This is a genomic window from Bradyrhizobium sp. S3.2.6 (assembly GCF_040546885.1).
In the GTDB taxonomy this organism is placed as follows: Bacteria; Pseudomonadota; Alphaproteobacteria; order Rhizobiales; family Xanthobacteraceae; genus Bradyrhizobium; species Bradyrhizobium cytisi.
Genome location: NZ_JBEPOS010000015.1, coordinates 166,437 through 180,621, shown reverse-complemented (window position 1 = coordinate 180,621; position 14,185 = coordinate 166,437). Strand labels below are relative to the sequence as shown.

The 14,185-nt window shown below is 64.1% G+C and carries 13 protein-coding genes; 6 read left to right on the top strand and 7 right to left on the bottom strand.

What is annotated here, in order from left to right; all coding sequences use genetic code 11:
- The first annotated feature begins 291 nt into the window (after window positions 1-291).
- On the top strand, window positions 292-708 hold the full coding sequence (locus tag ABID58_RS24740) for a hypothetical protein (RefSeq protein WP_354035306.1): 417 nt from the start codon (window positions 292-294) through the stop codon (window positions 706-708).
- Window positions 709-717: 9 nt separating this feature from the next.
- Here ABID58_RS24740 and ABID58_RS24735 read toward each other — a convergent pair whose 3' ends face one another.
- The 4 genes from ABID58_RS24735 to ABID58_RS24720 are packed head-to-tail and all read right to left on the bottom strand — an operon-like array spanning window position 718 to window position 4,031.
- A complete protein-coding gene (locus ABID58_RS24735) occupies window positions 718-1,458 on the bottom strand; it encodes an IclR family transcriptional regulator (protein WP_148754800.1) in 741 nt (246 codons plus the stop codon).
- Window positions 1,459-1,479: 21 nt separating this feature from the next.
- The gene (locus ABID58_RS24730) at window positions 1,480-2,331 is read right to left on the bottom strand and encodes an HpcH/HpaI aldolase/citrate lyase family protein (protein ID WP_354035304.1); all 852 of its coding nucleotides are present in this window, start codon (window positions 2,329-2,331) and stop codon (window positions 1,480-1,482) included.
- On the bottom strand, window positions 2,331-2,819 hold the full coding sequence (locus ABID58_RS24725; protein ID WP_347340246.1) for a MaoC family dehydratase: 489 nt from the start codon (window positions 2,817-2,819) through the stop codon (window positions 2,331-2,333). Before ABID58_RS24725 ends, ABID58_RS24730 begins: the two co-directional genes overlap by 1 nt.
- A gap of 9 nt (window positions 2,820-2,828) precedes the next feature.
- Entirely contained in the window at window positions 2,829-4,031 is a 1,203-nt protein-coding gene (locus tag ABID58_RS24720) for a CaiB/BaiF CoA transferase family protein (protein WP_354035302.1), read from the bottom strand.
- Between the two features lie 223 nt (window positions 4,032-4,254).
- Between ABID58_RS24720 and ABID58_RS24715 the strand changes: the two genes are divergently transcribed.
- Genes ABID58_RS24715 through ABID58_RS24695 form a run of 5 tightly spaced genes read left to right on the top strand, consistent with a single transcriptional unit; the run spans window position 4,255 to window position 9,615 of the window.
- Window positions 4,255-5,280 carry a TRAP transporter substrate-binding protein gene (locus tag ABID58_RS24715; RefSeq protein ID WP_354035300.1) on the top strand — a complete coding sequence of 342 codons (1,026 nt, stop codon included), beginning with the start codon at window positions 4,255-4,257 and terminating at the stop codon, window positions 5,278-5,280.
- Window positions 5,281-5,307: 27 nt separating this feature from the next.
- Window positions 5,308-5,862, top strand: coding sequence for a TRAP transporter small permease (locus ABID58_RS24710; protein ID WP_354035298.1), 555 nt, complete (start codon window positions 5,308-5,310; stop codon window positions 5,860-5,862).
- A 12-nt stretch (window positions 5,863-5,874) separates the two neighbouring features.
- On the top strand, window positions 5,875-7,164 hold the full coding sequence (locus ABID58_RS24705) for a TRAP transporter large permease (protein ID WP_148754794.1): 1,290 nt from the start codon (window positions 5,875-5,877) through the stop codon (window positions 7,162-7,164).
- Window positions 7,165-7,193: 29 nt separating this feature from the next.
- Window positions 7,194-8,360, top strand: a complete 1,167-nt coding sequence (locus ABID58_RS24700) for an acyl-CoA dehydrogenase family protein (protein WP_354035296.1) — start codon at window positions 7,194-7,196, stop codon at window positions 8,358-8,360.
- A gap of 7 nt (window positions 8,361-8,367) precedes the next feature.
- Window positions 8,368-9,615: an acetyl-CoA hydrolase/transferase family protein gene (locus tag ABID58_RS24695; RefSeq protein WP_354035294.1), complete on the top strand. Its 1,248-nt coding sequence runs from the start codon at window positions 8,368-8,370 to the stop codon at window positions 9,613-9,615.
- 1 nt (window position 9,616) lies between these two features.
- Here ABID58_RS24695 and ABID58_RS24690 read toward each other — a convergent pair whose 3' ends face one another.
- From ABID58_RS24690 to ABID58_RS24680, 3 genes are all read right to left on the bottom strand, one after another.
- Window positions 9,617-10,153 carry a hypothetical protein gene (locus tag ABID58_RS24690; RefSeq protein ID WP_354035292.1) on the bottom strand — a complete coding sequence of 179 codons (537 nt, stop codon included), beginning with the start codon at window positions 10,151-10,153 and terminating at the stop codon, window positions 9,617-9,619.
- A 13-nt stretch (window positions 10,154-10,166) separates the two neighbouring features.
- Complete coding sequence (locus ABID58_RS24685) at window positions 10,167-11,486, bottom strand: hypothetical protein (RefSeq protein ID WP_502916429.1); 1,320 nt, start codon at window positions 11,484-11,486, stop codon at window positions 10,167-10,169.
- A 67-nt stretch (window positions 11,487-11,553) separates the two neighbouring features.
- On the bottom strand, window positions 11,554-13,803 hold the full coding sequence (locus tag ABID58_RS24680) for a hypothetical protein (RefSeq protein WP_354035289.1): 2,250 nt from the start codon (window positions 13,801-13,803) through the stop codon (window positions 11,554-11,556).
- Between the last annotated feature and the right edge of the window lie 382 nt (window positions 13,804-14,185).

Below are 14,185 nucleotides of genomic sequence, written 5' to 3'. Positions count from 1 at the left end.
CAAAGACCATGCGAGACGGCTGGAACCGTCTCGCTGCTACGCTCGAGGGATATGCTCTTGCTAACCAAGAACAAAATCCGGGAATCCCATAGCCCCGTAAGAACGGGGCGAGGGAGAAGACTGCAGCTTGTCGGTGAGGCGTCCGAGGGGCCGAGCGACATCGCACCATGATGGCGGCGAAGGTCTTTGAATTGCCGGAGTTCCATCGGCCATTGCCCTCCCTTGGGCAACGAACAAACCTCGTGCGGCCATATTTGAGTAAGAGTGATGTCCCCTGAGGGAGGCGCTCCGATGAAGAAAGCTCTGATCACTGCCGTCGTCATGCTGGCTGGCGTGCCCGCAAGTGCCGTTGCGCAGGAGCGCGCTGGCGCTGCGGCGCTCGGCGCCGTGTCCGGCGCCGTCGTGCTGGGCCCGATCGGTGCGGTCGCCGGCGCAGTTGTCGGCTACACCGCCGGACCTTCGATCGCGAGGTCATGGGGCGTGAGAGGTTCGCGGTCGGCAAGATACCGGCAGCCGCAGCGACGTCAGGCGAACCGCTTGGCCACTACCAGCGCTCCACAGTCCACGCGCGCGGCGATCGAATCCAACGGCCAGATGAGAGCTGCCAGCAATCCGCCGGTTCAAGCCGCGCCTGCGGTGCAGGCCGTTCAAGCCGCTCCGGCGGCGCCGGCAGAGACCTCGACGCCGCCCGTTCAGGGATTCGACTGAGGCTGTGGCTTACGCCGCAGACTTCGGTCGCAGCCGGTCGACCGTCCGCGCGATCAGCGACGCGACGTCTGCCACCTTCGGCCCAATCCGAAACTCCGGCCCTGCGACGACAACCGACAGGCGGCGGTCGCCGATCGGCAGCGGAATCGCGGCGCCGGCGAGGTCGCGGCTGTAGTCGGCAAAGCTCTGGCAGTAGCCGCGCTCGATCGAATTGCGCAGCTCGGCTTCCACCGCCTCGATGCTGATCGGCGTCGACGGGCCGTATTGCTTGAATTCGATCTTGCGATAGACGGAGTCGCGCTCCTCCGGCGAATATTGCAGCAGCAGCGCGCGGCCGCTGGCAGTGGCGTGAATCGGCACGCGGTGCCCGATGGTCGCGAAATAGCGGATCGCGGCTTGGGACTCGACGACGTCGATGAACACCGCCATCACGCCCGCCGGCGCCACGATCGACGCGGTCTCGCCGGTCTCGGCGGAGAGATCGGCGATCAGCGTATGCGTCCAGGGCGGCAGCGGTTCGACCTCGGAGATCATCCGCGCCATCGCGAGCCATCGCGGCGTCGGATAGAATCCGGCGCGCGGACGCGGTTCGTAGAGATAGCCCTTCTCCGACAGCGTCGCGAGCAGGTTGAAGGTCGACGAGCGCGGCCAGCCGAAATGATCGGCGATTTCGGCAAGCGTCGCCGGCTTCCTCGTTTGCGCGAAGAATTCCATGATCTCCAGGACGTTTGCGGCTTGGCGAACGATCATGGCGGGGCTTTGCGTCCTGATTTAGGGCTGGCCGAGGATCTTCTTCGCGGCGCGAAGATGCGGCTTGTCGATCATCTGGCCGTCGAGCCGCAGCGTGCCGTAATCTGGATTGCTCGCGAACGCCGCGATGACCTTCTCCGCCCATGTGCGCTCGGCGTCCGTCGGCGCGAACGCCGCGTTGACGACGTCGACATGTTTCGGATGGATCAGCGCCTTCGCCGAAAACCCGTCGCGCCGCGCTGCGCGCGTTTCCTGCTCGAGGCCTGCGAGATTGTCGATGTCGGTATGGACCGTGTCGATCGGCGCCACTTCCGCCGCGGCCGCCGCCATCAGGCAGAGATCGCGCGCGAGGCGATAGGGGCTGTGGAACACACCGCCCGACGCCTTCTCGGTCGCGCCGAGCGAAGCCGAGAGATCTTCCGCGCCCCACATCAATCCGGCGAGGCGAGGGGAGCAGCCCTTGTAGCTGCCGAGGCCAAAGATCGAGCCGGCGGTCTCCGTTGCGACGCAGACGATGCGCGTCGTGCCGACCGCGATGCCGGCCGCTGCTTCCAAAGCTTCCAGCCAGGTCGCGACCTGCCGCACGTCGTCGCCGCCTTGCGATTTCGGCAGCACGATACCATCGGGCTTGCCCGGCGTCACCGCGGCGAGATCGGTCAGCGTCACGCCGGTGTCGAGCGCGTTGACGCGGACATAGAGCTGATGCGGGCCGCGAGAGCCCTTCAGCATCGCCAGCGTCAGCCCGCGTGCCTCCGGCTTCTTGTCGGTGACGACGGAATCCTCGAGATCGATGATCAGCGCGTCGGCCTTGCCTTCGCTCGCCTTCTCGAATTTGCGCGGGGAATCGCCCGGCACGAACAGCATCGAACGCATCAGACCGGCCTCTTGTGCATCATCGCCATGCGGCGGCATTTGCCGACGATCTCGTCGTTCTGGTTCAGTGCGTGGTGCTCGAACTCGACGATGCCCGCTCTCGGGCGCGATTTGGATTCTCTCAACGAAAGCACCTTCGTCGTCGCCCGCAGGGTGTCGCCATGGAAGACCGGTTTTGGAAAAGTCACGTCGGTCATGCCGAGATTGGCAACGGTGGTGCCCATGGTCGTATCATAGACCGTCATGCCGATCATGATGCCGAGGGTGTAAAGGCTGTTGAAAATGCGCTGGCCGAACTCGGTCTTTTCGGAGAAATGCGCGTCGATGTGCAGCGGCTGCGGGTTGAGCGTCAGCAGGCTGAACATGGTATTGTCCATCTCCGTGACGGTCCGGGTCAGCGGATGCCTGAACTCCTGGCCCACGGAAAAGTCTTCGAAATAAAGTCCGGCCATCGCGGTTTCCTCCCGGTATTGTTGCGATTTGGCCAGCGCCTGCCGCTAGGGCGGCGCCGCCAGGTGAACTGCCTTCTGCTCTGCGAGCCGCTCGATCTCGTCGGCCGAGAAGCCGGCCTCGCGCAGTATGTCGCGGCCGTGTTGGCCGAGTGTCGGTGCCGGGCCAGCAGCCTCCGGCTGGGTCACGCTCCAGGTCGAGGGTACGCGCATCTGGCGGATGCGGCCTTCCACGGGGTGGTCCACCGTCCTGAAGAAGTCGATGGCTTTGAGATGCGGGTCATCGAGGATCGTCTCCAGCGTATGCATCGGCATCACCGGAATGTCGGCGCTCTCCAGCAACTCGCGCCATTCGGCAGTGGTGCGGGTGAGGAAAATGTGCCCGATCTCCTCGTAGATCTCGTCGATGTGTTTTGTGCGCGCGGCGTGGTTGGCAAAGCGGGGCTGCTCGAGGAAATGCGGCTGCCCGATTGCCTCGAAGAAGCTGCGCCAGTGCTTGTCGTTGTAGATGAGGACGCAGAGATAGCCGTCGCTGGTCCTGTAGGGACGGCGATAGCGCGACAGCAGGCGGGCATAGCCGCCATGGTCGAGCGGCGGATCGTAGGTGAGACCGCCCAGATGATCGACCAGCACGAACTCCGTCATCGATTCGAACATCGGCACGTCGATGCGCTGGCCCACACCGGTGCGCTGCTGGTGCATCAATCCGCCCATGATCGCATTGACCATCATCAGCCCGACGATGCGGTCGGCAATGGTGACGGGCACGTAGCGCGGCGTGCCGTCGCCGGCGGCCGCAAGCAGCGTCGGAATCGTGGCGGCGCCCTGGATCAGATCGTCATAGGCAGGCTTGGCGGCGTAGGGGCCTGACTGGCCGTAGCCGAACGCGCCGACATAGACCAGCGACGGATTGATCGAGCGAAGCGTCTCGTAATCGAGGCCGAGCCGCGCCATCGCCTGCGGGCGCACATTATAGACAAGCGCGTTGGCGCTTTTCGCCAGCCGCAGCAGCGTATCGCGTCCTTCGGGCGTCTTGAGGTCGAGCACGATGCTGCGCTTGCCGCGATTGGCATTGTGGAACATCCCGCCCATGCCGGGTGTGCGCCCGGGGCCGATCTGGCGAACGATGTCGCCTTCGGGGCTTTCGACCTTGATGACGTCAGCGCCCATGTCCGCCAGCACCTGGGTGCCATAGGGGCCCATCAGCACCGAAGTCAGGTCGAGAATGGTGAAGCCGGCGAGCGGTCCCATGGGGCCTCGTGGGATGAATTCATATATGTGGAGTTAGAATTCACAAACCGGCGATGTCAATCGGCTGGGCCGGCGAGCAACGCATAGCTCCATGCATAGTTCATATACTTGACAGATAAATTCACATATATGTACGTTTTCCTCAAGCAAGAAATGGAGCGTGGGGCCCGCTTGGCAGCAAACGGCTGCCGCCTTCGGCGTGGGACGCGTCAGGGAGAATGAAATGAAGACAAATCTGGTCCGGGCTGCAGCCGTGCTCGCTTTGTCGCTGCCGGTCTCGACACTGTCGGCGCAGGCGCTTGAGCTCAAAGTCGCCGACAGCTTCCCCGCCGGACATTATCTCGTCCGTCTGATGCTCAAGCCTTGGATGGACGACGTCACCAAGCGCACCAACGGCGCGGTGACCTTCACCTATTACCCGAACCAGCAGATCGGCAAAGCCGCCGACATGCTGCGGCTAACCCAATCGGGCGTGGTCGATATCGGCTACATCGGGCCGTCGTATGTTTCGGACAAGATGCCGCTATCGGAAGTCGCGCAGTTGCCGGGTGCGTTCGCGACCAGCTGCCAGGGCACGCTTGCTTATTGGAAGTCCGCGCGCGAAGGCGTGCTGGCCAGCCGCGAATATGCGCCGAACAAGATCAAGCTGCTGATGGCCGTGGTGCTGCCGCCCTACCAGGTGTGGACCGTCAAGTCGAAGGTCGAGACCACCAAGGACATGCAAGGCCTGAAGCTGCGCACCACCGGCGGCGCGCAGGATCTCACGCTGCGGGCGCTCAACGCCGTGCCGGTGCGCATGGCCGCGCCCGATGCCTATGAGTCGCTGTCGCGCGGCACGATGGACGGGCTGCTGTTCCCGCTCGACAGCGTCGTCGCCTATGGCCTCGACAAGCTGGTCAAGCACGCGACCGAAGGCGTCAGCTTCGGCAGCTTCATCGTCGCCTATTCCATCAGCCAGTCGGTCTGGGACAAGCTGCCCGACGACGTGAAGACCGCGATGAACGAGGCCTCGGATGCCATCACGCCGAAGGCTTGCGCCGATGTCGACAAGGAAGGCGAAGTCACCAAGAAGCACATGCAGGACGAAGGCGTCAGCTTCGATCCGCTGCCGGAAGCGACGCGCGCCGAGATGAAGGACAAGCTCAAAGGCGTCGGGCATGAGTGGGCAGCCGGTCTCGATAGCCGTGGCAAGCAGGCGTCTGCCGCGCTGAAGGAGTTCGAAGACTTGCTTGGCGCCGGCAGCAAGTAATCCGCAAATCGAAAAGGGAGGCGCGAAATGATCGATCGGGCGGGGCATGTGCTCGGCGCACTGGAGCGCGCGCTGACGGTGATCGCGGTGCTATTCATGTTTGTGATCATGGTGCTGGTCGTGACCGACGTGTTCATGCGCTACGCGCTGAACAGCCCGTTCTCCTTCACCTATGATCTGATCGGGCTCTATCTGCTCGCGGGCGTGTTCTTCTTCACGCTGTCGGACGCCTTGCGCGAGCATGTCCATGTCGGCGTTGACATCCTGTTGTCGCGCTTCTCGCCCACCGGGCGGCGGCTGTCCGAGATCGTCACCGCACTTGCAGGCCTGTTCGTGTTCGTCCTGATCTGCAAGGTCGGGTTCGCGCGCGCGCTGGAGAATTACGAGCAGCATGACGTGCTGTCAGGCGCCATTCCCTGGCCGACCTGGATTTCGGCGGCGCTGGTGCCGTTCGGCTGCGGCGTGCTGGTGCTGCGGCTGGCGCTCCAACTGGTCGGCAATGTGCTGAGCCTCGTCAGCGGACGCGACCTCTATCCGCTGCCGCCGGTGACCGGCGTCGGCGAAGCGCGCGGCTTCGAGTAACGGCGGATATCCATGACACCTCTCATCGTTCTCGCTCTGCTGTTCGGCTTGCTTGCGCTCGGCACGCCGGTCGGTTTTGCCATGGCCTTCTCCGGCTCGGTCGGCCTCGTGATGGTCGGCGGCTTTCCGACCTTGTTCGGCATCCTGGAGACCGCGCCGCTCTCGACCGTTTCCTCCTACGAGCTGATCACCATTCCGATGTTCCTGCTGATGGCGGACCTCGTGCTGCTGTCCGGCGTTGCCGATGATCTGTTCAAGACAGCCTCTGCCTGGGTCGGGCGTGTTCCTGGCGGCCTCGGGATGGCGACAGCGCTTGCCGGCGCAGGCTTCGGCGCGATCTGCGGCACCTCGACGGCATCGGCTGCGACGCTGTCCTCGACCAGCCTTCCCGCAATGATCCGCCAGGGGTATGAGCCGAAGATGGCCGCCGGCGTGGTCGCGATCTCGGGCACGCTGTCGATGCTGCTGCCGACCAGCGTCGCGCTCGTCATCTTCGGCCTGCTCGCCGAGGTGAACATCGGCAAGCTCCTGATCAGCGGCATCATCCCCGCGATCCTCGTCACCTTCACCATCATGGCCACGATCTACTTTTTGGTCTGGCAGGATCCCTCGCGCGCGCCGGCCGCGAAATCGGTGCCGTGGCGCGAGAAATTCGCGCTGCTGTGGCAGGTCTCGCCGATGGTGGTGCTGTTCTCGATCGTGACGGGCACGATCTATCTCGGCGTCGCGACGCCGACGGAGGCATCCGCATTCGGTGCGTTCGGCGCCTTCCTGCTCGCGATCGTCAAGGGCAAGATCACGCCGTCCTCGCTCTACAAGACGCTGCTGCGCGCCTGCCATGGCACCTGCATGATCATCATGATTCTGGTTGGCGCCTCGATCTTCGGCTATTTCTTCACGCTCACTCATGTGACGCAGGACCTCGTCGCCTGGATCGGCTCGCTGCCGGCCTCGCGCTGGGTCATCATTACGTTGATCCTGTGCGGGTACATCGTGCTCGGCTCGTTCATGGACCAGATCGCGATCCTGGTGCTGACCGTGCCGATCGTGCTGCCGCTGATCAAGACGCTCGGCTTCGATCCGATCTGGTTCGGCGTCATCAAGATCGTCACCGCCGAGGTCGGCATGATCACGCCGCCGGTCGGGCTGAATTGCTTCATCGTCGCACGCTACGCCAAGCGGCCGGTGGCGGAGGTGTTCCACGGCACCTTTCCGCACTTCATCGCCCACCTGATTGCGATTGCGATTCTGGTGGCGTTTCCGTCTATCATCCTCTGGCTGCCGTCGCAGATGGGGCGCTAGGCACAACGAGCCTCCACAAGGAGACCATCATGGATTTCGCGCTAACCGATCAGCAGGAAGCCATTCGCGACGCCATCGCCAAGATCTGCGAAGGCTTTCCCGATGCCTATTGGCTGAAAAAGGACCACGACGGCGGCTTCCCGCATGACTTCCACAAGGCGCTGGCTGACGCCGGCTGGCTCGGCATCTGTGTGCCGGAGGCCTATGGCGGCTCGGGGCTCGGCATCACCGAAGCCGCGATCATGATGCGCACGATCGCGGAGTCGGGCGCCGGCATGTCGGGCGCCTCCGCGGTGCACATCAACGTGTTCGGTCTCAATCCCGTCGTCGTGTTCGGCACCGAGGAGCAGCGCAAGCGCATGCTGCCGCCGATGGTCGAGGGCCGCGAGAAGGCCTGCTTCGCCGTCACCGAACCCAACACCGGCCTCAACACCACCCAGCTCAAGACCCGCGCGGTCGCCAAGAACGGCCGCTACATCGTCAACGGCCAGAAGGTGTGGATCTCGACCGCACAGGTCGCGCACAAGATCTTGCTGCTGGCGCGCACCACGCCGCTGGAGGAGGTGCGCTCGCCGACCCATGGTCTCAGCCTGTTCTACACGGATTTCGATCGCAAGAAGATCAAGGTCCATGAGATCGAAAAGATGGGCCGCAAGGTCGTCGATTCCAACGAGCTGTTCTTCGAGGATTTCGAGATCCCGATGGAGGACCGCATCGGCGAAGAGGGCAAGGGCTTCCAGTACATCCTCGAAGGCATGAACCCCGAGCGCATCCTGATCGCGGCGGAAGCCGTCGGCCTCGGCAAGCTCGCGCTGTCGCGCGCGACCGAATACGCCAAGACGCGCGTCGTCTTCAATCGTCCGATCGGCAAAAATCAGGGCATCCAGCATCCGCTCGCGGTGAATTGGGTCGAGCTCGAGGCGGCCTGGCTGATGGTGATGCAGGCGGCCTGGCAATACGACAAGGGCTTGCCGTGCGGCGCCGGCGCGAATGCTGCGAAATATTTTGCAGGTGAAGCCGGTTACCATGCCTGCGAGCAGGCGGTAATGACTCATGGCGGTTTCGGCTACGCCAAGGAGTTCCACGTCGAGCGTTATTTGCGCGAGGTGCTGATCCCGCGCATCGCGCCGGTCAGCCCGCAGCTCGCGCTCAGCTTCATTGCGGAAAAGGTGCTGGGCCTCGCGAAGTCGTATTGAGGCGGCAATGCCCGGGGACACCGCGCCAATCGGCTTCTCCGGCTTGGTCCGTGAGGGCGATCTCGTGGTGTGCGGCCAGGCGACGGCAGAGCCGGTCACCTTGACTGAAGCGCTGATGGCGCAGGCCGGAAATCTGCCGGCATTCCGGATGATGGTCGGGCCGATCTTCTCGGAAACGTTCTTTGCGGCCTGCGCGCCCAACGTGTCGTTTAAGAGTTATGGCGTGATCGGCAATGCGCGGCGGCTCGCCAGGGCTGGGCGGCTCGAAACGATCCCGAGCAACTACAGCGCCTTCTGTGCCGACTTCGCCTCGCGGCGCCATCAGGCCGATGTCGTCCTGGTGCAACTCGCCGAGTCCGGGGGGCGGCTCAGTGCCAGCCTCTCCAACGATTACGTCATCGATGCCGCGCGTGGTGCGCGCCTCGTGATCGCGGAGATCAACCGGGATGCACCTTTCACATTCGGAGCCGAATGGCCGGGCGACGTGCCGATCCACATCCAGGTGGCGGCCCTACGCCCGCCGGTCGAATTGGCGTCACCGCCGCTCGATGATATTTCACGGCGCATCGCCGCGCACGCGGCGAGCCTGATCGTAGATGGCAGCACGCTCCAGTTCGGTGTGGGGCGCATTCCGGACGCGATCCTCTCGTCGCTCTCCCACGCACGCGATCTCGGCATTCACTCCGGCCTGATCAACGATGCCGTGGTCGACCTGATCGAGCGCGGCGCGGTCACGAATGCGGAGAAGGGAATCGATGCGGGGGTCACGGTCACCAACCAGGTGATCGGCACGAAGCGGCTCTATCGTTTCGTGCACGAGAACAAGGCGGTCGCAGTGCGGCCGACGTCCTACACGCACGGCCACGGCGTGCTGGCGCGGATCAACCGGCTAGTCGCGATCAATTCGGCGCTTCAGGTCGGGCTCGATGGCAGCGTGAACTCCGAGACGCTGAATGGCATTGCGATCGGGGCGATCGGCGGGCAGCTCGATTTCGTACGTGGGGCCAATGCGTCTCCCGGCGGGCGGGCGATCATCGCGCTGCCGGCGACGGCATCGGATGGCACCAGCCGGATCGTCGCCCATGTCGAGACCGTGACGACGCCCCGCGCCGATGTCGATGCCATAGTCACCGAATGGGGCGTCGCCGAGTTGCGCGGCTGCGGTCTCGCCGAGCGCGGGCGGCGCATGATTGCGATCGCGGCACCGGAGCACCGCGATGTGTTGTCGGAGCAGCTCCGCAGCTCTGTGCGCTAGCTCAGTTCATCATTGCCAGCGTCGGCCGCTCGCTCTCGGCAGATCCGATGATCCCGGGGAGATCGGTCACTTCGCCCGCGATCATGATCGACATCCGCCAGAACAAATGGGCCAGGCGCGAGAAGACCAGCCGCTCGCGCTCGGCGGCAACGGTGCCGTCCGGGATCGTCACGGTCTCCAGTCCGACCACTTTCTTAAAGTCGGGCCAGATCATCATCGATTGCGCGATGACGGAGTAGCAGTGCGGATTCTCGTCGCTTTCGTCGGGCGCAGGCGGCAGCCCCGGATATTGCGTCGCCGCGGCGTAGAACTTGTAGGCACCGTAGCCGAGCTGCAGCAGGAATCTTTCGGGGACCGCAACGTCGGCGGCGAAAGACACCAGACGTGCCTCGCTCAGGATCTCCGGCTCGATGGCTCTGAGGTCCTGGGCGCGGAGCGCGGAGCAGAACGCGAGCTCGCGATTGTGCTCGCGCAGCAGGTTGGCTAGCGGTTGCTGCTGTTGCACGGTGTCGGTGAGCAGGATGATGGTCTTGAGCATCGCGTGATGTCCCTCAGAGGAAGAGATGGCGGGCGGTCATGACGGCGTCGTCGGCTGCGCAGTGTGCAAAGAAGTCGTTGGCGATGCTCTGTCCCGGCGCGATCTCCAGGATGCGGTAATGCGCCAGCGCCGCCGCATCACGCGCCGCGCCGACATCGTCCTGCCAGGCGCAGAGCGACAGTTCGAGGCGGCCATAACCACCGCAATCGGTGGCATAGGCGCCAGTCACGGCTTCGACGGTGGCGGCGACCGCGCCGGCGTCGCTGGCCGAGATATCGCGCAGGATCACCGCGATGCCTTTGCCGGCCTCGGCCTTCGACGTCATGACCATGAAGGCATCGCGCGCGCCGGTACGGCCGGCCCGGCGTGCGGTGCGCACGAGGCCGGCGAAGGTGGGATCGGGCCCGAGCTCCAACGTCGTCGTCTGCTGGTGATGCAGAACCGTGGCGCGCATCGCGCCGAGATCGCCCGCCAGCGCGTGATAGGACCGCGGCAGCCACACCGTGTCGAGCGGCACCTGCGACGAGGTCAGGCTCCAGGCCTGGTCGAGCAGATAGCCCTCCCAGATCGCGGGATAGGACGCGGCGAGATGCTGCCAGGTGCGTAGCAGCATCTCCGCAGCCCCGGTGCGGCCGAGATAGAGCGTGCGGGCCGACATCTCCCAGCGATTCCACTTGTGGAGTGCGATGTCGCCGCCGAGGAACGATGGCAGCAGCGGCGCCTCGCGGAGCACGGCGCCGGCTTCGATGAAGAGCAGCGGCTCGCGATATTTGTTCCACATCCGCAGCATGAACTCCGCCTTCTCGAAACAGAGCAGGCGGTCGCCGAACTGGGTATCGATCGGCTCGATATGACAGGCGAGATCAAATCGTTCGAGCGAGTGCCGGAGCGCAAAGGCGGCGGTCGCGTCGCCGCCGTGCGGGTAACAGGAGATGATCCGCGGGCGGGCGGTGGATGTATCGGCGGCCGCGAGGAATTTCGACCAGCCGATGCCGCCCCACCACATCTCGTGCGGGCCGTCAGCGCCGCAGGGGCCGACCGTGCCGAACTCGGTCAGCTTGGACTTGAGGAAATCGAATCCGGGGTTCTCGCTGGCCGGAATGACGACGGCACAGCCGGGATTGAGCGAGCGGTAGAACAGCTCCGCGGCCGCGCCGCTTGGCGGCTCCTTGAGGATGAGAACGCCGCAGCGCCGATCCCCAGCGAGGTCGTCCAGCGTCGGCGCGCCATATTGGCCGGTCAGCCAGTCCAGTCGATCGCGCTGGGCCCGGCCGAGCCGGATGCCGCCGGATTGTAGGAGGTCATCAAGGTTTGCGTGCATCCCGTCCGTCAATTTCGTGCCCCTCGCCTCGCCAGTCAGCCCTTGGACTTGAACGGCTGGGGCGGCGCGATCAGGCGCACTATTTGGGATTGGAACCGAGCGGGGTGATCGCAACCGAATAGATCGCGATGTCGTGCGTCATCGCGGCGACGGGGATCAGCAGGCAGGCGTCGTCGTTCTCGGTGCGATAATGGGCACCGTTGTGCTGTACGCCGGCTGAGATGAGGCTTTCGGCGGCGATACCGGCCACATCCTGGCTCTCGGCGGCGTCGCGAATATCGTCGGCTGACTGGATGGTCACGTCATGAAGGAGACCTTCTGCGGCGAATTTCGGTAGCGGCAGCGCGATCATGGCGATGGCCATCGTGCGCGAGAGGGGAATGCGCAGGCGCAGCTCGCCGAAACCAGTGCGATAGAGGGTCACGGTGTCCAGCGTGGCAGCGGCATTGGCGCGGAACAGTCCGATCTGGACCTGACCACAAGGGCTCTCTTCGAAGACGTCGGCCGGCAGACGGTTGGCCCCGAACAGCGTGTAGAGATATGCGTTCGACGGTGACAGCCGGGCAAAGCTGCCGGCGAGCCACATCGGCGGGGCGGCTGACGCGCAGGCGGCGGAAAAACCGCGGGCGGTGATCTGCCGGCGGAGGAAGTCGCTGTCGATCATCGGCGCCAACGCATGCGTGCCGAGATTGACGTCGTGTTTCAGCCCGCCGAGCAGCGCCAGCTCGTCCTCATCAGGCAGCAGCAGGAACCGCGCCAGTGTCGCCGTGCACCAGCGCGCAGCGATATCAGGCGCGGCATTGGGGTCGAGACAGAAGTCGAGCGCGACATCCTCGGCGCTCTTCGCAAAGGCCAGCGCGCCGGCCTGAATCTCCGCGGCGAGCGCGATCTGGCTGGCCGGTCGCGGATTGATCTCCCGCAGCACCCGGTCGCCGTCATAATCCCGGACCGAGCCATCGGCGGAGCAGCAGATCTGCTCAAGCAGCGCAACGTTGCGGATCAGCATGCGCTTGATATGCGGCGTCACCACGAGGTCCGAGATGAAGCCCGCCGCGGTGTCCTGTTCGGCGACATCATCGAAGGCATCGTCGAGCGAGATCAGATAGGCGCCGTGGAGACGGATCTTGATGCCTTCCATGTCGAACACGCGACGCAATGCCTTCTGCACGCTCCCGGAATAACCGAGATCGGCGAGCACCAGGTCGGTACAGTCGTCGAAATCCGGGATCGCGTGACGCAGGTAGGCGAGCAATCGCGCGCGCAGTGCCGCGGCGAGATCGACGATCTCGCCGGCATCCATCAGCTTCGGCAGGGCTTCGGCGAGATCTTCGCCGGGAGCAATTCCGTCAGGATAAGCCGCGAAGAACGCGGCGACCTCCGGCGGCAAAGTCTTGATCATGTCGCGGAAGGTCGGCGCGTCGATCTTCAACACCTTGCTGAGAAGGTCAATGAGCGGCTGCATGGTATCCGCCGAGGCGATCAGGCTGACGCGCCGGTTGATCTCGAGATAGACCGATGTGGTGCCGTGCAAGTCCTGCCAGATCCGGTGTGGCAAGAAGCCGTCGCGACCGAGGAAGGCGAGCGCGACCTTCCGGCCGGAGCCGGTAACCTCCCGGCAGCGCCGGGCGATGAAGGCATCGAAGGCCGTCATCACCGGACCGAGCACACTCATGCCGAGATGAAAGGCGGGAGACTTCTCGGCGTTGCGCGCGGCGACCATGCGCCGCAAGGTCCGCGCGCCATGATCGAGCCGCACCGGCGCGCCGGCGCACAACAGCTCGAGCAGCGCGGTCTCGCGCTGGAATTTCGACGCCAATTGCGGCGTCGCCTGCGGATAATAGCGCGGCCGAATGCCATGGCGCTTCGCCCCCCTGATATCGGCCTTGTCGTTGTCGCCGACGTGAAAGGAGACGCCCGCGTCGATACCCTGCTCGGACAGGTATTTGGCGAAAAGCGTCTCGCTTTTGCCGCTGCCGTGGTCGCAGGAGGCGTAGAGGAAGTCCCATGTCAGCCCGGGGCGGCATGCCCGCAGCAATCGCGCCAGCGAAGCGGAATCCCAATAGGTGTCGGAGATGAAGCCGACGCGATGGCCGGCCTGCTTCATGTCCATATATTGCCGAAGCATGTCCGGATTGGCGCGGCAGAGCTCGAGCTCGGCTGCGAACTCTGATTCGGCGAGATCGCTCAGATGATGACGCGTGAGACCGAACAGCTTGAATGGAAAACAGGAATAGATTTCATCGATGCGAATTTCGCTGCCGCCGCGCTTCTCTTTCGCAGTCCTCCGCGCGCGTGCTTCGGCCTGGATCCGATGCTGAACGAAACTCACGGAAACATTAGGACAAGTCCGTGAAATGCCGGAAAGCTCGTAAGTCCTTTCAAATACGCCGTCCGGCGTCGTGCAGGCGCGCAGCAGAAATGTATCGAAAACATCGAACGACCAAGCAGAAACAATTTGCGCGCGGCGCTTCGTGCCGGCCGTTGCGATCGTCATGTGCAGATTCCCCGCCAGTCAGATCAATTAACGCGCACGTTCACCATGTCAGGCGCCACAAGCGCGAAAATAATTCACGCGCGATTCAAAAACGCATTCGCCGCGACTGACAGATTCAAAAAAATCGTTAGGTTCGAAAAGGTGATTCGGAAAAAATTGCCGGGTGCGGAAGTCGTCTCGCGTTCATTCACACTCGGAAACAATCGCGTCCTGATGC